Source organism: Stomatobaculum sp. F0698 (assembly GCF_030644385.1).
In the GTDB taxonomy this organism is placed as follows: domain Bacteria; phylum Bacillota; class Clostridia; order Lachnospirales; family Lachnospiraceae; genus Moryella.
This window is the reverse complement of the sequence record NZ_CP130060.1, coordinates 1979693-1996975: the sequence shown is the minus strand read 5'-3', so window position 1 is coordinate 1996975 and position 17283 is coordinate 1979693. Positions and strand designations below refer to the sequence as shown.

20 protein-coding genes and 1 riboswitch are annotated in these 17283 nt (G+C 57.8%); of the genes, 6 read left to right on the top strand and 14 right to left on the bottom strand.

Annotation, left to right across the window (positions count from 1 at the left end):
- Positions 1-117: 117 nt before the first annotated feature.
- A riboswitch (FMN riboswitch) is annotated at positions 118-232 on the bottom strand.
- Entirely contained in the window at positions 230-418 is a 189-nt protein-coding gene (locus tag QU660_RS09820) for a hypothetical protein (RefSeq protein ID WP_330693209.1), read from the bottom strand. It overlaps the preceding riboswitch by 3 nt.
- Before the next feature lie 391 nt (positions 419-809).
- Between QU660_RS09820 and QU660_RS09815 the strand changes: the two genes are divergently transcribed.
- Complete coding sequence (locus QU660_RS09815) at positions 810-1394, top strand: CidA/LrgA family protein (protein WP_330693208.1); 585 nt, start codon at positions 810-812, stop codon at positions 1392-1394.
- Entirely contained in the window at positions 1387-2079 is a 693-nt protein-coding gene (locus QU660_RS09020; protein WP_304946185.1) for an LrgB family protein, read from the top strand. The genes QU660_RS09815 and QU660_RS09020 overlap by 8 nt, the downstream gene beginning before the upstream one ends.
- Positions 2080-2111: 32 nt before the next feature.
- Here the strand turns inward: QU660_RS09020 and QU660_RS09015 are convergent, their stop codons facing one another.
- Together QU660_RS09015 and QU660_RS09010 are read right to left on the bottom strand one after the other, a co-directional pair.
- Positions 2112-3116: a hypothetical protein gene (locus tag QU660_RS09015; protein WP_304946184.1), complete on the bottom strand. Its 1005-nt coding sequence runs from the start codon at positions 3114-3116 to the stop codon at positions 2112-2114.
- A gap of 29 nt (positions 3117-3145) precedes the next feature.
- The gene (locus QU660_RS09010; protein ID WP_304946183.1) at positions 3146-3571 is read right to left on the bottom strand and encodes a prepilin peptidase; all 426 of its coding nucleotides are present in this window, start codon (positions 3569-3571) and stop codon (positions 3146-3148) included.
- An 81-nt stretch (positions 3572-3652) separates the two neighbouring features.
- Between QU660_RS09010 and glgB the strand changes: the two genes are divergently transcribed.
- Entirely contained in the window at positions 3653-5818 is a 2166-nt protein-coding gene (glgB, locus tag QU660_RS09005) for a 1,4-alpha-glucan branching protein GlgB (protein ID WP_304946182.1), read from the top strand.
- Here the strand turns inward: glgB and QU660_RS09000 are convergent.
- The 9 genes from QU660_RS09000 to QU660_RS08960 all read right to left on the bottom strand — a co-directional run bounded on the left by QU660_RS09000 (position 5752) and on the right by QU660_RS08960 (position 13763).
- The gene (locus tag QU660_RS09000; RefSeq protein ID WP_304946181.1) at positions 5752-6480 is read right to left on the bottom strand and encodes a DUF6382 domain-containing protein; all 729 of its coding nucleotides are present in this window, start codon (positions 6478-6480) and stop codon (positions 5752-5754) included. The genes glgB and QU660_RS09000 overlap by 67 nt on opposite strands.
- Before the next feature lie 4 nt (positions 6481-6484).
- On the bottom strand, positions 6485-6913 hold the full coding sequence (locus QU660_RS08995; protein ID WP_304946180.1) for a hypothetical protein: 429 nt from the start codon (positions 6911-6913) through the stop codon (positions 6485-6487).
- Positions 6910-7383 (bottom strand): prepilin peptidase, encoded by a 474-nt coding sequence (locus tag QU660_RS08990; RefSeq protein WP_304946179.1) that lies wholly within the window; start codon positions 7381-7383, stop codon positions 6910-6912. The genes QU660_RS08995 and QU660_RS08990 overlap by 4 nt, the downstream gene beginning before the upstream one ends.
- A 12-nt stretch (positions 7384-7395) precedes the next feature.
- The gene (locus QU660_RS08985) at positions 7396-7962 is read right to left on the bottom strand and encodes a hypothetical protein (protein ID WP_304946178.1); all 567 of its coding nucleotides are present in this window, start codon (positions 7960-7962) and stop codon (positions 7396-7398) included.
- A 480-nt stretch (positions 7963-8442) separates the two neighbouring features.
- Positions 8443-10359: a DUF5702 domain-containing protein gene (locus QU660_RS08980; RefSeq protein ID WP_304946177.1), complete on the bottom strand. Its 1917-nt coding sequence runs from the start codon at positions 10357-10359 to the stop codon at positions 8443-8445.
- Entirely contained in the window at positions 10359-10532 is a 174-nt protein-coding gene (locus tag QU660_RS08975) for a Flp1 family type IVb pilin (protein ID WP_304946176.1), read from the bottom strand. Before QU660_RS08975 ends, QU660_RS08980 begins: the two co-directional genes overlap by 1 nt.
- Positions 10533-10568: 36 nt before the next feature.
- Positions 10569-11807 (bottom strand): hypothetical protein, encoded by a 1239-nt coding sequence (locus QU660_RS08970; RefSeq protein WP_304946175.1) that lies wholly within the window; start codon positions 11805-11807, stop codon positions 10569-10571.
- An 8-nt stretch (positions 11808-11815) separates the two neighbouring features.
- Positions 11816-12502 (bottom strand): type II secretion system F family protein, encoded by a 687-nt coding sequence (locus tag QU660_RS08965; protein ID WP_304946174.1) that lies wholly within the window; start codon positions 12500-12502, stop codon positions 11816-11818.
- A 40-nt stretch (positions 12503-12542) separates the two neighbouring features.
- Positions 12543-13763 (bottom strand): CpaF family protein, encoded by a 1221-nt coding sequence (locus QU660_RS08960; protein ID WP_304946173.1) that lies wholly within the window; start codon positions 13761-13763, stop codon positions 12543-12545.
- A 356-nt stretch (positions 13764-14119) separates the two neighbouring features.
- Between QU660_RS08960 and QU660_RS08955 the strand changes: the two genes are divergently transcribed.
- The gene (locus tag QU660_RS08955; RefSeq protein ID WP_304946172.1) at positions 14120-14536 is read left to right on the top strand and encodes an HIT family protein; all 417 of its coding nucleotides are present in this window, start codon (positions 14120-14122) and stop codon (positions 14534-14536) included.
- Positions 14537-14540: 4 nt separating this feature from the next.
- The gene (locus QU660_RS08950) at positions 14541-15155 is read left to right on the top strand and encodes a rhomboid family intramembrane serine protease (protein ID WP_304946171.1); all 615 of its coding nucleotides are present in this window, start codon (positions 14541-14543) and stop codon (positions 15153-15155) included.
- Here QU660_RS08950 and QU660_RS08945 read toward each other — a convergent pair.
- A complete protein-coding gene (locus QU660_RS08945) occupies positions 15110-16183 on the bottom strand; it encodes an undecaprenyldiphospho-muramoylpentapeptide beta-N-acetylglucosaminyltransferase (RefSeq protein WP_304946170.1) in 1074 nt (357 codons plus the stop codon). The two genes, QU660_RS08950 and QU660_RS08945, sit on opposite strands and share 46 nt — an antisense overlap.
- Positions 16184-16277: 94 nt before the next feature.
- Between QU660_RS08945 and QU660_RS08940 the strand changes: the two genes are divergently transcribed.
- The gene (locus tag QU660_RS08940) at positions 16278-16973 is read left to right on the top strand and encodes a 5'-methylthioadenosine/adenosylhomocysteine nucleosidase (RefSeq protein WP_304946169.1); all 696 of its coding nucleotides are present in this window, start codon (positions 16278-16280) and stop codon (positions 16971-16973) included.
- Between the two features lie 2 nt (positions 16974-16975).
- On the opposite strand, the gene QU660_RS08935 is transcribed toward QU660_RS08940, so the two are convergent.
- A complete protein-coding gene (locus tag QU660_RS08935) occupies positions 16976-17242 on the bottom strand; it encodes a hypothetical protein (RefSeq protein ID WP_304946168.1) in 267 nt (88 codons plus the stop codon).
- Positions 17243-17283: the final 41 nt, after the last annotated feature.

The following is a 17283-nucleotide window of genomic DNA, read 5'->3' as shown; positions in this document are numbered from 1 at the left end:
CCCCGGATAGACTCCGGGGGCGGGCAAGTTGAAAAAAGCCCTTGGAATTTGCATTCCAAGGGCTTTTTTGACTATGGAGGGTGCTTATGAGCGGAATGGGGAACAATCCGACCCAGCGCGCAGCTTCTTCCATCCAGACTTTACTGTCGGCTCCGGAATCTGACCGGATCTGCCTTTCGGCTCGCGGGCTATACCGCCGGTAGGGAATTTCACCCTGCCCTGAAGACTACTAGCCCAGTATAGAATAGTGATGAAAGCTTGTCAAGTTTCGAATCGAGGTGAAAATCGTTTCGCTTTCTCGGTACTTTGCCATCATGTGTTTTAAGAGTTCGGCAGTGGAAGGCGGCGTATAGGTGATGGCGTTTGCGCCGCTCGCAATGATGGGAACCTCGGGGAACTCCGCGCGGATTTTCCGCACGAGATCGGCTGTCTGCGGCCCCGCCGCAGCCGCAGAATACCGGGATATAGGAGCCGTTGATCAGCGCGTGGCTGATGGCGGATTGCGGTGTAAAGGGGTAGACCGCGAAGACCAGGGATTTGATGCGTCGTCCGTTGACCACGATGCCGCTCGCCTGATAGCAGGAAGCCGGGAGGCGAAGCAGGTGGCGGAGGGAACTGTCAACCTAGGGCGGATTTGGCTTGATCTCTGACATGGGTCTCCTTTCCGTATGAATGAAAAAGTTTCCTCCGTTATAAAACTGTCGCTAAAAAAAGACAAACCAATTTTGTGTTTCTCCTTTTCCCGCCTGAGAAAAAGATTTATGATAAGGAAATCTTTGATTAAGAAACGAAAAGGAAGAGTCGGAACTATGAGATTAATGAGACAGTTCGGCATCATTGCGGCCATGACCTGTATCGGTGAATTGATGCACTACTTTATCCCGCTGCCCGTGCCGGGCAGTATTTACGGCCTGCTGCTCATGCTGGCGGCACTGATGACAGGTATCGTAAAGCTGGAGCAGGTGCGGGAGACCGCGGAATTTTTAATTGATGCCATGCCGCTCATGTTTATTCCGGCCGGCGTGGGTCTCATGACAGCCTGGGGCCAGTTGCGGCAAATTTTATTGCCGGTCACGATTATTACCTTTGTTTCGACCGTTGCGGTCATGGGGGTTACGGGCCGTGTCACAGAGCTTTTGCTCGCGGTGACGGCGCGCGGCAGGGCAAAGGGAGAGACGGCCGCTGCAGAGCTCAAAGAGGAACTGCTCGCGGAAAAGGCCGTGCTGAAGGCGGAGCTGGGAGAGCTTGCAAGCCGAGAGGCCGAGAAAGTCAAGGAACTGGTTGAGGAAGCGGAAGAGACCGTGCGCAATTCGGCGGACGAGAGGAAGCAGCATACGCTTGACAAGGCGGAAGAGAAGACAAGCGGAAGAGAGGAGACGGTAAACCATGAATGAGGTCGTACAGAATTCCACCATCATCGGCATTGTCATAAGCCTCTTGGCCTTCGAAATCGGCATGGTGCTCCGCACAAAATTCGGCTATGCGGTTTTAAACCCGCTGCTGATTTCGATTATTCTCGTTATCGGATTTATGGTTGCGTTTCACATCGACTACGACAGCTATGTGATGAGCGCGCGCTACCTGAGTTACCTCCTGACACCGGCAACCGTGGCGCTTGCGGTGCCGCTCTATCAGCAGATGCAACTCTTAAAGGACAATCTCCTTGCGGTCATGCTCGGTGTTTTCTCGGGGGTTTTGACGAGCCTCGCTTCGATTCTTCTGCTCTGTCTGGTATTTCATATGAATCACGCGGAGTATATCACCCTGCTGCCGAAATCCATCACGACAGCCATAGGTATGAGCGTGGTCGAGGAACTCGGCGGTTATACAACCATTACCGTTGCGACCATCATTGTGACCGGTATCCTCGGCAATGTGCTTGCCGAGCCGGTTTGTCACCTCTTTGCGATTAAGAGCCCCATTGCGAAGGGCTTGGCGCTCGGCACTTCCGCCCATGCAATCGGCACTTCGAAGGCCATGCAGCTGGGAGAAGTGGAGGGCGCCATGGCGAGTCTCGCGATTGTGGTCTGCGGTATCATGACTGTGGTCGGCGCGTCTGTATTCGCAAACTTCCTTTGAGTCGAACGCGACGGTACCTTCTGCTCTGCGCTTTAATGCAGGGCTGCGGCAAGTTCATAGATAAGCCCGCTTTCATAGGCGGGGAGCAAGGCGCAGGCATAGTCCTGCGCTTTTTCGCGTTCGTTCGGGAGTTCCAGGGTCTCGACTTTTTCGAGCAATTTCTCGCGCCCGCTTTTTTGCAGGTATTCCCGGAAGGATGCGAGTTTTAGGGCAGAGAGCGGATCTCCGAGAACAGGCATAAAGACCCGGTCGCATATCTCTAAAAGTTCGAGTGCGCGGCGGCCGAAAGAACCGAAATCCAGGATTACATTTCGGTAGGCGCTCTCGTCCGCAATGCGCTGAATCAGCGATGCGAATTCTTCCGGCGGGAGCAGGGAGAGGTCTTCCGCGGAGCGAACGGGCGGGAGCAGCTTAAGCGCACCGAAGGAGGAGAGACGGCTTTGCAATTCACTCCAGCGATAGCGTCCCGTACAGTGGGCAAGCAGGAGTTCGGACAGACTCTCGGCACCGTCCGGCGCAATTTGTCCGTAGACGCCCGCATACTCTTCGAGCGAAAGGAGCAGGGTATTGCCGCGCTCTGCGCGAGCCAGTCCGAGGGACAGCGAAAGCGTGGTTTTTCCGCAGCGGTGAACGGGCGAGTAGATTCCGAGAATTTCGCACTCGCCCCGCGAGACGGCAAGGAGGGAATCTCCCCGGGCTTTGGCATAGAGCGCCATGATGCTACGCGCCAGGGCATCGGCGGGACGATACAGGAAGAGGGCCGGCACGGAGATCGTATTCAGTGCCTGTTCGCCGACAAAGCCGTCTTCGCTCAGCAGAAGCGCAAAGCTGTTGCCGATGAGTCCCTGCATCTCTTCCGCAAAGTGTTCGGAGAAGAGCAGAATCTCCACGGCAGCGCCTGTTTGAAAGTGCGCATATTGAGAGCACTCCGAAAAGGCGCGGACCGGCAGGCCGAGACTTTTTTGTTGAGACCAGAATGCGGCGAGTCGTTTTCCGAGCTCCGCATCGGGATGTAAGATGACAGCATAACGTCGCATAGACAATCCTCCTCAAAGGCAGTTTGCGTTCAGTGCAGGAAAAGCCTGTGAACAAGCCCGCTCTCCACGCCCAGATTGAGGAGCGCATAGCCGGCAAAGAAAAAGGGGGCAAGCGGCAACTGTTCGCAGCGCCGGTCCGAGAGCAGGAGACAGAGGGCGGGCAGACTTGCCGCGAGCAGACTGAGGAAAAAGAAGCTGAGAAAGGAAGAGAGCCCCAGATAGGCACAGCAGAGTCCGAGCAGTTTCACATCGCCCGCGCCGAGGAGGCGCAGATGAAAGCAGGGGTAAAAGAAGAGCGTCGCAAGGACAAGACGGAGCAGAAAGCGAAGGTCCGGAACCATGAGCCCCGGGAGCAGAGCGATGAGGAGGAGCAGGTTCGGGATGCGTCGCGTTCGGAGATCGGAGATGGAAAACAGAGGCAAAAAGACAGAGAGCGGAGAAAGTTGTAAAAACACAGAAACCTCCTTATCTTGCTTTGTCAAACAGAAGAAAAAAAGCTATACTTGTAGTATAAAAAACATTTGCACGGAGGGAGTATGGCAGAGGTCAACAGAGGTATGGGGGTCATCACGGAGACAGATTGCTATCTGTTCGGTCAGGGTACGCACTATGAGATTTACAAAAAGCTCGGCGCACATCCCATGACGCTGGATGGCGTGTCCGGCTACTACTTTGCGGTTTGGGCACCGCATGCCACCGCAGTGAGCGTGGTCGGAGATTTTAACGACTGGAAAACAGAGGCCAATCCGTGCGTTGCGATTTTTGAGGGGGGCATCTGGGAGTGCTTTATCCCGGGACTTCATGCGGGCATGCTCTATAAGTTTGCCCTGCGGAGTGCGGCGGGAGAACTCTTATTTAAGGCGGACCCCTATGCGCGGAGCGCGGAATTCCGCCCGGGCACGGCGTCGAAACTTGCGGACGAACCCTGGGAATACGCCTGGAAGGACGACGCGTGGATGCGGAAGCGGGCCAAGCAGGATCCGAGAAAGGAGGCCCTCAGTATCTACGAGTGTCACCTTGGCTCTTGGAAGCGGGGAGATGAGAACGAGCGAGACGGCTTCCTCTCTTATGAAACCCTGGCGCGTGAGCTCTCTGCCTATGTCAAGGAGATGGGCTACACCCATGTGGAACTCATGGGCATTGCGGAATATCCCTTTGACGGAAGCTGGGGCTATCAGGTGACCGGTTACTATGCGCCGACTTCGCGCTACGGAGATCCGAAGGGATTTCAGTCTTTTGTAGACAGCATGCACGAGGCAGGTATCGGTGTGATACTCGACTGGGTGCCGGCGCATTTCCCTCGCGATGCCTTCGGACTTGCGGATTTCGACGGACAGGCGCTCTATGAATATGCGGATACCAGAAAGGGAGAGCACCCCGACTGGGGCACCAAGGTCTTTGACTACAGCAAGACGGAGGTCAAGAACTTCCTGATTGCGAACGCGCTCTACTGGATGAACGAGTACCATGTGGACGGGCTCCGCGTGGATGCTGTCGCGTCTATGCTCTATCTGGACTACGGTCGCCGGGACGGACAGTGGTGCCCGAACCAATACGGCGGCAACGAAAATCTGGAGGCGATAGAGTTCTTCAAGCACTTAAACTCTGTGATTGCCGGTCGCAAGGACGGCAGCATGATCATTGCGGAGGAGAGCACGGCTTGGCCGTTGGTCACCCACAGTCCCGAGGAAAACGGGCTCGGCTTCACCTTCAAGTGGAACATGGGCTGGATGCACGACTTCCTCGAGTACATGAAGTTGGATCCCTACTTCCGGCGCGACAACCACAATAAGATGACCTTCGGTCTCACCTATTTTACGAGCGAGAACTATGTCCTGGTACTCTCGCACGACGAGGTGGTGCACCTCAAGTGCTCCATGATCAACAAGATGCCGGGCATCTACGAGGACAAGTTTTCGAACCTGAAGTGCGGCTACAGCTACATGATAGGTCATCCCGGCAAGAAGCTCCTCTTCATGGGCCAGGAATTCGCACAGTGGCATGAGTGGGATGAAAAGGTCTCGCTGAACTGGGAGCTTCTCGAGGAAGCGCCGCACCGCGATATGCAGAGCTTTGTGAGGGGACTCCTTCAGCTCTATAAGACACATCCCGCGCTGTACCGTCAGGACAATGACTGGAACGGCTTTGAGTGGATCAATGTGGACGATGCGGACCGTTCGATTTTCTCGTTTATCCGTCGGGATGAGACCCTGAAGAAATCCCTGGTCTTTGTGGTCAACTTCACGCCGATTGCGCGCGAGGATTACCGTGTCGGTGTTCCGCATGCCGGAAGCTATCGCCTGATTCTGGATGAGAGCGAGGGACTCTATGCAGAGAGCGGAAAGCGCGCAAGTTCCCATCGCGCAAAGCCGGGCGAGTGCGATCAGCGTCCGTTCTATCTGGAGTTTGCTCTTCCGGCTTACGGTGTGCGCGTGTTCGAGTTTGACGAGAAGAAGAAAATCGAGGACGCAAAGAAGCGGGCAGCGAAGAAGGCCGAGGCCGTAAAGAAAACCTCGGGCGCGGGTAAAAAGACAGACGCGAAGAAGGCGGACAGCAAGAAAAAGACAGAGGGAACAAAAAAGACAGAGGGAAAGAAGACGGCGACTTCGAAGAAGACAGCGGAGTCAAAGAAGCCTCAGAGCGCACGGAGTGCCTCCAAGAAGACGGCATCCTCGGCTGTGGGTTCGGCTTCTTCCTTGTGAGAAAAGAGTCGGCGGAGCAATCCGCCGCTCTTTTTTTGCGGAAGTTCTTCGGTTCGGACTTCACGAATTTCACTGACCAAAGTATCGTTTACCGGGGCAAGCGGCTCCTCCTTCTGCGGAGCCGGTTCACTTGCGCCTAAAATGCGCTCCAAGTAATCCAAGGCGTGGGGGTGCCGCAAGCTTTCCTGATAGAGGCGGTAGGCGAGCACCACGCTCGCTTCATCGCTCTGATCGGTCAGGGAAAGGAGCTCCTGTAAAAAGGCGGAGAGTGTCTCCGAAAACGGACGCTGCTGCCCCGGGTGATAGAGAAAGTGAGGTGCACGGCTTAAGGACTCCAAATACACGTAGTCACTTTGGAGCAGGACGCCGTCTGAGGAGAGGAGATAGGCGGGGAGCCGGGAGAGCGCCTGCAGCAGATAGAGGAGCAGGTGGCGGAGCTCCGCCGCGCGAAGCGCTTGTTCGCGGCAGGCTTCCGAAAGTGAGCGCAGCCCGCTCACCTCATAGCAGAGCTCGTTTTCGGCGCTCTCGCCGCAGGGGCGAAGCGGCAGAAAGCCGGGGATAGAATTTTCTTCCAACATGCGAAGCGCAAAATGAGGCGCGGCATCTTCGAAGCGCGGCAGCGCAAGAAAGCTGCGGGCTGCGCTGTGGAGCAGTTTCGGCATGGCATTACCTCCTAGGGGTTTCGGTGGGAAGTTCGGCTTTCAGGCGGAGCGCGTCTTCGGGATGCGGGTTTTGTCGTTCGATGCGCGCTTCGAACGAGGGGGCGTGAAGCTCTGCGCCGCCGCGCGTGCGCTCTCCCCAGACGGAAAAGCGAGAGTCACCGAGCGGAAGCAGGGTTTCAAGACGCGGTCGATAGCGCTCTTTCAGCGCTTCGGCTTGGAGCGCTGCGGTCTCAAAGCGGGCATCGCTTCGGGCGGCCTCTCCGGCCGCCGCTTCCAAGAGAAAGCCGGATACACAGCGTGCCTGTTCGCGGTACACGAAGCGGGTCGCCGCAGTGAGAGCGAGAAAGAGAAGAGAAAAGACATAGAGCGCCTCGACGGTCAGCGAAGCGCGCAGTCGCTTGGAAAACAGCCGCTTCGAAAACGAGCGCATCATGACAGGCCTCCGTGTAAGAAAAAGAGGCTTCCGAGGGCGGGGAGTAACAAAAAGGGAAGCAGAGGCAGGCGCTGCGTTCCGACGCTTCGAAGCCTGCCGAAGCGAAGGCAGAGCAGGCAGAGAGAAAAGAGAGCTGCCGCCAGGGAGCCAAGCGTCAGTACGAACAAAAGCCGCCGAAAACCGGCCCCCAGGCCGAATGCGAGCAGGAAGAAGGCATCTCCGAGTCCCAGTGACTCGCGGGTCAGCAGGGAAAAGCCGAGAAGAGGCAGGGAGAGGAGCAGCGAAGATGGAACCTCGCCGCTGAGTGCCCGCACGTCGCCGACAAAGAGTTGCAGATAAAAGAGCAGCTCCGCGACAAAAATTGTGCCGAAAAAGAAGCGTGGGACACTTTGCCGTCGAAAATCCTCGGCGGCGCAGGCAAGCGAAAAGAGAATGAGCGAGATGCGCCCGAAGGCAGAGTTTGCAAACATGGGGGCTCCTTTTCAGCGGTAGCAGTAAGAGCAGGGACCGAGCGACTGCACTTCGCTTAGGCGCACGGCGCGGACATAGGCACGGATTGCGCGGCAGGCGGGGTCTCTGTGATAGGCGTTGCCGCTCGGCATGATATAGACAGTCCCCGCGGTCACAGCGCGCGCGCAGACCGGGCAGGCATGGTAGCGTCCGCCGCCCGCATTGCGCGCGCTTTTTGCGGCCTCGACGGAGACCGCGCTGAGCGCATTCGAGAGATAGTGACAGTGTGCGCTTTTATGGTAGCGCGTGGAGTTCTTCCCGATATAAACGATTTCATCCGCCGCGGTCTCCGACAGGCGATTTTCGGGATCGGTTTCTCCGACCCAGGCGCGCCGCGTCGCCGTGCAACTCAGGGTTAAGGGCGGCAGGCGAAAGAGGGGAATCGGGATTTGATAGCGATAGTCCAAAACCACGGAGACGGTTTCTCCGTCCGAAAGAAAGGAAGAGCGCTCGGCGCTCAGTCCGCTTACATTCGGATCTCGGACGGTCTCGCGTGCCGCTTTCAGTGCCTGCTCGCCGAGGGAGGACGTGTATCGCATGCTTTCCTCGTCCTGTAAGGCAGCCAGAGCGGCGGCACGCGCAGAGACCTCTTCGGCGGCGCGCTGCACCTGTCGCTCCGCCGTCATCATGCGAAAGGGGAGGGCAAGTAAGAGCAGGACAAATAAAAAGAGGGGAAGAACGAGAGCGGCTTCAACGGTGAGGGAAGCTCGCAGCCGGGAACGGCGCCTCGGCGCTGCGCTCCTGCGGGAAAAGAGAGAGTCGATCCGTCGGGAATGTGCCTGGAGAGCTGTTTTCCGCTTTTGTTTGACAGTGGTTTTCATGACCGTCTCCTCTTTGCGCAGAAACGCAAGGTCGAAACGCCGTGCCGCAGCGAGATTTCGGGAAAGAAAGCAATCAAAGCAGGTAAAAAACAAAGAAGTGCGGCGAAACAAAGAAATGCAGCGAAACAAAGAAATACAGAGAAACAAAGAAATGCGGCGAAACAAAGAAATGCGGCGAATCAAAGAAATGCAAGCGAATCAGTAAGCACGAAAACTCCGCACCGAAATCCGGAAGCGATTCTCCGCTGTCTGCGGGCGGGATGAGAAAGAGAGCGCCGTGAAAAGGTGGGAGGCATTGCAGCGCAGTTCCGCACGAAGTGCGAAGAGGCATTGATCCAGCCGAAAGGCGCTGTCCGCGGTGGAAAGCGAAGCCTCGATGACATCCATCATGCGGTAATTTCTGAGAGAGCGTCCGGTCTCCGAATAATAGAGAAGCAGAGCACTCCGGTAGTCGAGCCCTTCGGGACTTTCTTCGCTCTGTACTGCCGTCGGAAGGGAAGTCCCCGTTTGTAAGGCTTGTTCGGCAGTCAGGCGGGGCCGCGGTGCCGCGGTGAAGAGGGGCGCTTTTTCTCCGGAGAGGAGCAGTGAGAGGTCGTTCAGACTGTCGAGCGCGGCCATTGCAAAGAGGATGAGAGCGCAGAGCAGGGCGCGGAGACGAGGGCTCGCGGTAGCGGTACAGAGGCTGTCCGCAGCCGCGGCGGCTGCCTGCAGGGAAGCGCTGTCATGTAAGAGGGCGAGTAGGCGCAGGCTTTGCTGGTCGGAAAAGAGGCGGGTACAGACAGCGGAGAAATTTTCGCGGTCCGAACCTAAGCCGCAGACCAGATATTCGAGTTGTAGCGAGAGGCCTGCACGCGGCGGCGTTGTTTCCGCAGAGAGAAAGCAGGGGAAAAAGGCTGCCGTATAGGCCGCGAGCGCGCAGAGTTCTTGCTCACTGCGCGCCGTTCCGGGCTCAAGTTCCGGGAGAGTCGCGGAAAACGAAGTGCCAAGCGTAAGTTGCCCCGCGGGAAGCGTTGAGGCTGCCGGGAGGCAGAGCGCTTCGCGGCTCTCGGGCGATAGGCGCAGGAGTTCCGATAGGGCAAGGAGCTCGGCATCCCTTATGAGCCCCGAGGGGGCAGAGAGGGTCGGGAGAGCGAGTTCCGCCTCAAATTGAGCGGCAAGTTCCTGCCAGAGAGCAGCGGCATCTATGCTTTCCCCGTCCTCCTCGTCATCCTCGGCTTCGGCCTCCGCAATGCGCTCGGCGAGCGCGGCGGCCTCCGAATCAAAGGCAGAGAGCGCTTGGCCGAGTGCGGGTACGGCAGAGATAAGAGCCGCGAATTCGGGTCTTTCCGCGCGATAGCTTTCACCGCTTTCCGAAAGCACAGCCGTGAGCGGAGAAAGTTCATCTGCGGTCTCGGGTTCCGTCTCGTGGAGCGCCGCTTCGGCGCTCTCAAAGCGGAGCCCGGCTTCCAGACAGCGTTCCGCCGAACGTTCGCTTGTTTCGAGGGCGGCTTGCAGGGCAGCTCGGTGTGCGCCGAAGGCCGCCAAGTCGCCGCTCGACAGAGCGGAGGCGGCGGCCTCTTTTTCGGCTGCGGCAAGAAGCAGCGCCTGTTCCGTTTGAAAATAGGAGGCCTCGCACTCGGCCGCTTCGGCCGAGAGCCGGGAGAGCGAAAGTACGGCGGGAGCGCTCTTTTCGGCGCGCCGCAGTTCCGCCGTGTGAAGCAGAAGTGTCTCCGGCTTTAAGGGAAAATCTGTCTCGGGCTTCTCCTTCATGTAGGCAAGCAGCTCCTCTTCGAGCCAGACCCCGCCGCCGTCGCCGAGGAAAGTCTTTTCCGGAAGGCCTATCTCTGCGTCAAAAAACGCATAGCGCCCGGCGTTTTCCCGGTAAGTGCTTACGGTCTCCGAGAGCAGGGCAACGCAGCGCTCGTCGCCGGGATAGCGGTAGGCGAGAATGCGGTACTGTTCCCAGAGCGAGGTATCATAGCGGGAAAAGAGAGAGTCGGTGGCGGCATCCAGAGCGAGTGCGGCGTAGCAGCGGACCCCGGCGGTTCGCGCGCTCTCCAAGAGCGCACAGATGAGGGCGCAGCAGGAAGTCAGAATCAGCGCGAGAAACAGGGTGACCGAGCCGCGGAAGCGCATCAGTAGACCTGACCGGCCTGGTTGTTGATTTCGCTGAAGGCGCGGTTTAAGAGGGCAATCACCTGGCCCTTGAAGAGGACCACCAGGGTCACGAGCACCACGAGAATCAGAATCAACTCGATGGTGGAAAAACCGTCTTCCGCTTCGAAAAAATCGGGTCGTATGCGTTTCATGCGTAACCTCCTTACGGGAAACTATGGGTTGAGAGTTCAGAAACTGAAGAGCGCGGGTACAACCATGATGACCATGACGACCAGCAGCATGAGAAAGAGCGGCAGAAGCAATTTGGTGCCGGCCTCTTCTCCGAGCCGCCTGGCAAGGGTCTTTCGTTCTTCCCAGGCGAGGCTCATTTCGGCGGACAAAATGTTGCGGAGCGCGGCGACACCTGTTCTCTGGTTCTGCTCGAGGAGGGAGGCGAGTTTCATGTACTGGCGAAGGCCGCAGGCGCGCCCGAAGGCGCGGTACATGTGACTCTCGCTCTCGCCGGTGCGGAGCAGAAGTAAGGCTTTCGTGAGTTCTTCATAGGCCGCGCGCGGCGACTTCCGTTGCGCCTGTTCTTCGGCGTAGTCCGAGGCGATCGAGAGCAGTGCCGCGCGGGCATTCATCCCCGCGCCGAGCAGGACCAACAGCTTCGAGACGAGCTCCGGGTAGTCAAGGAGCAGTTGCTCTCGCCTGGCCGCCGCTTTGTCCGCGCGGTCCTGCCGCTCCTTCAACACGAAAAGAACTGCGGCGACGGCACCCAGTAGGAAGAAGAGCCGCGACTCCTGCTTTTTTTTCTCGCGGTAGCGGAGCGTTTTTCCCCGATAAGCGGTCGGCAGAGAGAGCGACGAATTGTGAAGCTGCCGCCCGTCCTCGTCTTCGAGATAGGAGAGAAAGTCCTGCCGCAGGGAATCTTCCGCGCTCCGCGCGGGCGGCAGAATGGTGAGCGGTAGGACAAATAAGAGCCCTTCTCGATCCGGGGAATCTCGGAGCCGCACACTGAGTGTTACATCCACGGCTTCCGTGAGCTTCCCGTTGTTGACATTTCCGTAGCTGTCCAGAAGAGAGGGATTCGAGGAGAGGTAGCTCGCCGAGAGCCCTTCTTCCGGGAAAAAATGCGGGAGGCTCAGCTTCGTTCGAATTTCCGAGAGCGAGGCATTGCCGTTTAAGACGGCGAGCGGAAGTTTTTCCATGCAGGTTTCCGCGGCCTTAGCGAGTTCCTCCTCGGTGTAGCGCCGTGCGCGGACCGGAAGCAGGAGTTCGGTTTCTTCGTCGGAGAGCCCTTCGACCACAAGGGCATAGCGGGCATCCTCCGCGCCGTAGTTTCCGCGCGGCAGCGTCGGCGCAGTGTCGGGAGAGAAAAGACGGCCTTCGTGCTGTGCCGCAAAGAGGGATAGCAGAAGGCCGGACAGGAGGCAGAGACAGGGGGCGCGATAGCGCGAAAGGAAGAAAAGCAGTCGTTTTTTCATGACGGCTCCTAGAGAGAGACGGAAGCGATGCGCTGTGAGAGATAGAGCGCGAAGAGATAGGTTGCGAGGCAGAGTGTCATGACGAGACGCCCCATGAAGCTGGCGTACATGACCCGAAAGAAGCCCGGAGAGGAGAAGTCCACATAGAGTATCATAAAGAGCGGAATCACATTCATGACGCGCTGCTCGAAGCGCCTTGCTGCCGTGAGCGTCAGAATCTCCTCTTTGATTTGAATGCGGTCGCCGATTACCTCGCTGGTGCGCCGAAGAATGCCGGGGAGATCTCCGCCGGATTTTCGTGCGATGCGAAGAACCCGGGCAAAGGTCTTGATGTCATCTAAGCCGGAGCGGCGCGCAAAGTCATCGACCGCCTGTTCCGGAGGAATGTTCATCTCAAGTTGGCGAAGCAGGTAGGCAAATTCGCGGACAATGAGGGAATCCGGTCCGTAGAGAACATTCAGTTCGCCGAGGCTTTCACGGAGGGCATTTTCGAGGGAGTAACCTGCGCTCAAGGAGGCGGCAAGCAGGGAGAGGGCCTCGCGAAAGGCAAGCAGGAGCTTGCGCCTTCTGGCGGCAATCAGCGCGTTGCGCCTTGTAAAGGGGAAGAGCAGTGTGAGGGGAAGCAGGAAAAGGAAGCAGAAAAGGCTGCGGTAAAAGACAAAGGAGAAAAGAGCCGCGGCGAGGACGGCGTGCAATAGGAGTTTCAGGTACTCCGAGGGGGAGAGTTGATAGCGCTCATAGTTCGATACCGGCTGCCGCGAGTTTACCGCGGTTTTTGAGACTGCCGACCCGGATAAGCCGCCCGTTGCATTTGTCGCCGCTTTGCGCGCCTTCTTCCCGAAAGGCAAAGAGTTCGTGAACTTGAATTTTCCCATGACTGATGCCTCCGACTTCCGAGACAGACAGGACACGGCGGCTCCGGTCGCGCAGCCTGCCGAGGTGGACAATGAGATCCAGGGCGCCGGAAATTTGTCGCTGAACGGCTTCCAGCGGGAGATTGGCACCGCCGAGCGCCATGGTTTCGAGTCGCGTCAGCATATCGGCGGCGGAATTTGCGTGCCCGGTTGAAAGGGAACCGTCGTGGCCGGTGTTCATGGCCTGCAACATGTCGAGCGCTTCGGCGCCGCGCACTTCGCCGACTATGATGCGGTCCGGGTTCATGCGAAGGCTTGCGCGTATCAGATCCGAAATTCGCACCTGCCCTTCGCCTTCCGCCGTGCGATTTCTCGTCTCGAGGCGCACCAGATTTTCGATGTGAAGAAGTTGCAGCTCCGCGGAATCCTCTATGGTGATGACGCGCTCCGAGGCCGGGATGAAAGCGGAGAGCGCGTTCAGAAAGGTCGTCTTGCCGGAATTGGTGCCGCCGCTGATAAAGATGTTGTAGCCGGCTGCGACGGTCTTTTTGAGAAAGGCGGCGGCCTCCGCGGTCAGCGTTCCGTAGCCAATCAGGCGTTCCATGGTGATGGGCTCCGGAAATTTGCGTATGGTGACAGCGGGACCGCCGAGGGAGATCGGCGGCAGCACAACGTGGACACGACTGCCGTCGGGAAGACGCGCATCCGCAATGGGCATGGAGACATTGACGCTGCGGTTTACGCGGCTCACAATGCGCTGAATCAAGTCCTCCAACTGTTCCTCGCTCGAAAAACGAAGGTCACAGCGCTCTATCTTGCCGCGCCGTTCGATGAAAATCCGGTCCTTGCCGTTTACCATGATTTCCGTGACATCGTTCCGGTCGAGGAGTTCCTGGAGTATGTCCAGCCTGCGAAAGGAATTGAAAAGAGAGCTGCGGAGGGACAGACGCTCCGCGACCGAGAGCAGACGCTCGGAAGAAAGACCGGCGAGTGCGTCATCGATCACAGCAAAGAGTGCGTCGTCGCTCAGATCCGGCAGGGTGCAAAGGGTCTCGGACAAGCGTTCACGCAGTGAAGCGCAGAGTACTTCCAAGGACTTCATAAGCTCTCCTTTCGTCTTACAGTATGAAGGACGGTTGAAAGAGCAAAAAGGTTCGGTGTTTTCAAAAAAAAAATAAAAATAATTTTTGCCGTCGAGAAAATCGCAAGGCGGGTGAGAGACAGCGCGAAGTCACGGAGAAGGGAAAAAGGAAGGATAGTCGGAGAAATACAGGTGGAGGGCGAAAACGGAGGCAGAATGAAAGTATAGGCAGAATGAAAGCAGCGGCAGTGCGAAAGCGCAGGCGTGAGAGCAGCGGCAGAGATACTTCTCCTCGAAATGGACAAAAAAACCGCAGTGCTGTAAAGTAAAGACAACACTGCGGCAAGTTTGTTTGCACGGAAAGAGGAGGCATAAGGATGAGACAAGACGATTGCATTTTCTGTAAAATCGCAAACGGAGAAATTCCGGCGACGGAAATCTGTGAGAATGAGGGCTTTCGCGTGATTCTGGATCTGGGCCCCGCGTCCGAGGGGCACGCGCTGGTGCTGCCGAAAGAGCACTATCGCGACATCACCGAGCTTCCGGAAAAGGCTGCGGGCGAGGCGTTTTCGCTTGCGGGCAAGGTCGGCAAGGCCATGCAGCAGGGACTCGGTGCCGCGGGCTTTAACATTGTCCAGAACAACGGCACGGCGGCCGGTCAGACGGTGTTTCACTTCCACATCCATGTGATACCGCGCTATGAGGGCGGTCCGGAGATGGTCGCGTGGACGCCCGGAAAGGCAGAGGCAGAGGAACTGAAGGCAACTGCCGAGAGCATACGCAAGGCGCTTTGAAACCATGTACGGGAAAAGACGAAATGCGCCGGTCACGGATTTCCTGATTCTTGTGAATGTACTGGTGTTTCTTTATGTCGCATTGCACGGCGGCCTGCGGGACGATGAGATTTTGCTTCGCTTAGGCGCAAGCTATACGCCTTATCTCACGGAGAAACATGAGTACTGGAGATTGCTCACGGCTGCCTTTTTGCACTTCGGCATACGGCATCTCGGGAACAATATGTTTGTTCTCTTTGTGACCGGTGACAGTCTGGAGCACGCGCTGGGGCATGTGAAATACCTGATCTTTTACCTCTTTTCGGCTGTCGGCGCCTCGGCCGCTTCCCTCGCGGTCGAGGTAGCTATGGGGCAGAAGGTACTCAGCGCGGGTGCCTCGGGCGCGGTTTTCGCCGTGCTCGGCGGCCTGATCTGGGTACTCATCAGAAACAGCGGTCGCTTTGAGGAGTTCCGCATCCGCAACCTTCTCTTTTTCTCGGGCATGATGCTGTTGAGCGGCTTCTTCACCGAGGGGGTTGACAACGCGGCGCATGCGGGCGGTCTGCTGGTCGGTTTTCTGCTCGCGGTCGTGCTTTACCGGCGACCGGCAGTCACGCTGTTCAGCACAGACATGACCTGAGCTACACCGTCCGCGCTGCCGCCCGCTTCCATTGCGGCGAGGTAGCGCGCCCGGTCCGCATAGGTTTCCCGCACAGCGGCGAGCAGGGCCTCGCGCGACAGGGCTTCTTCCTCGAGTACGCGGGAGTAGCCCTGTTTTTCGTAAGAGCGGGCATTCAGAATCTGGTCGCCGCGGCTTGCCTTTGCGGAGAGCGGAATCAGCACATTGGGCTTTCGGAGCGCCAGGATTTCGCAGATGGCATTGGCGCCCGCGCGGCTCACCATGATGTCCGCAAGGGCAAAGTAGTCCTTTAATTCCTCGGAGACATACTCAAACTGGCGGTAGCCCGGGGTTTCGGAAAGGCTTGGATCCAGATTATTCTTGCCCGCGATGTGCAGCACTTGGAACTCTTTCAGGAGGTCCGGAAGCGCCTCGCGGACGGCCGCATTGACCGCGCGGGAACCGAGACTGCCGCCGATCACGAGGAGCACCGGGCGCTCCGGCGTAAAGCCGGTTCGTTCATAAGCCGCCTCGCGACTGCCCGAGAGGAGTTCGGCGCGTATCGGAGAGCCGGTGAGCACGGCCTTATCTTTCGGGAGCAGAGAAAGTGTCTCCGGGAAGTTACAGCAGATTTTGGTCGCCGCACTGTAGGAGAGGCGGTTTGCGAGTCCGGGTGTCATATCCGACTCGTGGATCACGGCGGGAATGCCGAGGCGCTTTGCGGCGCGCACCACGGGCACGGCGACATAGCCGCCCTTCGAAAAGACGAGGTCCGGCTGAAAGTCGCGCAGAATGGCCTTTGCCTCGCCGTAACCCTTCAACACGCGGAAGGGGTCGGTGAAGTTCTTCCAGTCGAAATAGCGGCGCAGTTTTCCGGAGGAAATGCCGCGGTAGGGAGTGCCGGTCTCTTCGATTAATTTGCGCTCCATGCCCTCGTAGGAGCCGATGTAGAGGACCTCAAAGCCGGCTTCGCGGAGCGCCGGGAGCAGGGCGATATTCGGTGTGACGTGACCTGCGGTTCCGCCGCCGGTCAGAACGATTTTTTTCATTTACGAACCTCTCCTTACAGGGTAAGATGAAGAAAGCTATGTCTTGTATTTTACTCTGCGGAGGGCATTATCTCAAGGCGGCAAAGGAGGCATTATGACGGTTGGTATCATTGGGGCGATGGAAGAAGAGGTGAGCGGCCTAGCGGCGCGGCTTGCCGAGGCAAAAGAAGAAGTACGCGCGGGTATGCGCTTTCTGACGGGAAAAATCGAGGGGAAAGAGGTTGCGCTGGTCTGCTCCGGAATCGGCAAGGTAAACGCTGCCGTTGCGGCGAGCATCTTGATTGAGCGCTTTCATGCGGACTGCATCCTGAATACCGGCATTGCGGGCGGTATTGCGCCGGAGGTAAAGCTCGGTGACATTGTGCTCTCGACGGCTTGCCTGGAGCATGATTTTAATGTCACGGCCTTCGGCTATGAGAAGGGTGTGATTCCGAGAATGGAGACCAGTGTGTTTCCGGCGGATCAAAGACTTCTGGAACTCGCGAAGACCTGCGAAGAGGAGCTTGCTTCCGGCGTCACGGTGCACACGGGACGCGTGGTGTCCGGAGATCTCTTTGTCGCGAGCCGGGAAAAGAAGGAAGAGCTGTACCGCGACTTTCACGGCAGCTGCTGTGAGATGGAGGGCGCCGCGATTGCGCACACGGCCCACCTCTACGGCGTGCCCTATCTCGTAATTCGCGCCATCTCCGATCAGGCGGATATGAAGGCGACGGAGAATTATCCGGAATTTACGGCGCAGGCCATCGAGAACTTCTTAAAGCTCACGCTCCGCATGCTGAAAGCGCTTTGAGTTTACTCTTCGATTACCTCAATCTCCAGATAGTCGAAGGGGAGAGGTTCGAGAAAATTATCGGAAGTAAAGTGCGTGCGCGCGCGGCGCTTAAAGTCACGGATGTTCTTCTCAAGCCAGAGCGGCGAGGGGAGGTCGAATTCCGCGGCGAGGGCGGTGACGGCGCCGAGCACCTTTTCGGTACGGCTTTTTTCGGAACTCTCATCGCCGATGACAGCGCTGAGAACTATTTTGGTGTGCCGGACACATTTTCCGGAGAGACGAAACATGAGCTTACCTCCGCATCTGCAAGTTGAGTTTTAGCTGTCCG

What these genes read in the sequence shown, in the direction of transcription:
- glgB (WP_304946182.1), top strand. Translation starts at nt 3,653, where the DNA reads ATGGCAGAGGTCAACAGAGGTATGGGGGTCATCACGGAGACAGATTGC.
- QU660_RS08990 (WP_304946179.1), bottom strand. Translation starts at nt 7,383, where the DNA reads ATGTTTGCAAACTCTGCCTTCGGGCGCATCTCGCTCATTCTCTTTTCG.
- QU660_RS08975 (WP_304946176.1), bottom strand. Translation starts at nt 10,532, where the DNA reads ATGAAACGCATACGACCCGATTTTTTCGAAGCGGAAGACGGTTTTTCC.
- QU660_RS08935 (WP_304946168.1), bottom strand. Translation starts at nt 17,242, where the DNA reads ATGTTTCGTCTCTCCGGAAAATGTGTCCGGCACACCAAAATAGTTCTC.
- QU660_RS08940 (WP_304946169.1), top strand. Translation starts at nt 16,278, where the DNA reads ATGACGGTTGGTATCATTGGGGCGATGGAAGAAGAGGTGAGCGGCCTA.
- QU660_RS08955 (WP_304946172.1), top strand. Translation starts at nt 14,120, where the DNA reads ATGAGACAAGACGATTGCATTTTCTGTAAAATCGCAAACGGAGAAATT.
- QU660_RS08945 (WP_304946170.1), bottom strand. Translation starts at nt 16,183, where the DNA reads ATGAAAAAAATCGTTCTGACCGGCGGCGGAACCGCAGGTCACGTCACA.
- QU660_RS09015 (WP_304946184.1), bottom strand. Translation starts at nt 3,116, where the DNA reads ATGCGACGTTATGCTGTCATCTTACATCCCGATGCGGAGCTCGGAAAA.
- QU660_RS08995 (WP_304946180.1), bottom strand. Translation starts at nt 6,913, where the DNA reads ATGATGCGCTCGTTTTCGAAGCGGCTGTTTTCCAAGCGACTGCGCGCT.
- QU660_RS08970 (WP_304946175.1), bottom strand. Translation starts at nt 11,807, where the DNA reads ATGAAAAAACGACTGCTTTTCTTCCTTTCGCGCTATCGCGCCCCCTGT.
- QU660_RS08980 (WP_304946177.1), bottom strand. Translation starts at nt 10,359, where the DNA reads ATGCGCTTCCGCGGCTCGGTCACCCTGTTTCTCGCGCTGATTCTGACT.
- QU660_RS09815 (WP_330693208.1), top strand. Translation starts at nt 810, where the DNA reads ATGAGATTAATGAGACAGTTCGGCATCATTGCGGCCATGACCTGTATC.
- QU660_RS08960 (WP_304946173.1), bottom strand. Translation starts at nt 13,763, where the DNA reads ATGAAGTCCTTGGAAGTACTCTGCGCTTCACTGCGTGAACGCTTGTCC.
- QU660_RS08950 (WP_304946171.1), top strand. Translation starts at nt 14,541, where the DNA reads ATGTACGGGAAAAGACGAAATGCGCCGGTCACGGATTTCCTGATTCTT.
- QU660_RS08985 (WP_304946178.1), bottom strand. Translation starts at nt 7,962, where the DNA reads ATGCGATACACGTCCTCCCTCGGCGAGCAGGCACTGAAAGCGGCACGC.
- QU660_RS09000 (WP_304946181.1), bottom strand. Translation starts at nt 6,480, where the DNA reads ATGCCGAAACTGCTCCACAGCGCAGCCCGCAGCTTTCTTGCGCTGCCG.
- QU660_RS09020 (WP_304946185.1), top strand. Translation starts at nt 1,387, where the DNA reads ATGAATGAGGTCGTACAGAATTCCACCATCATCGGCATTGTCATAAGC.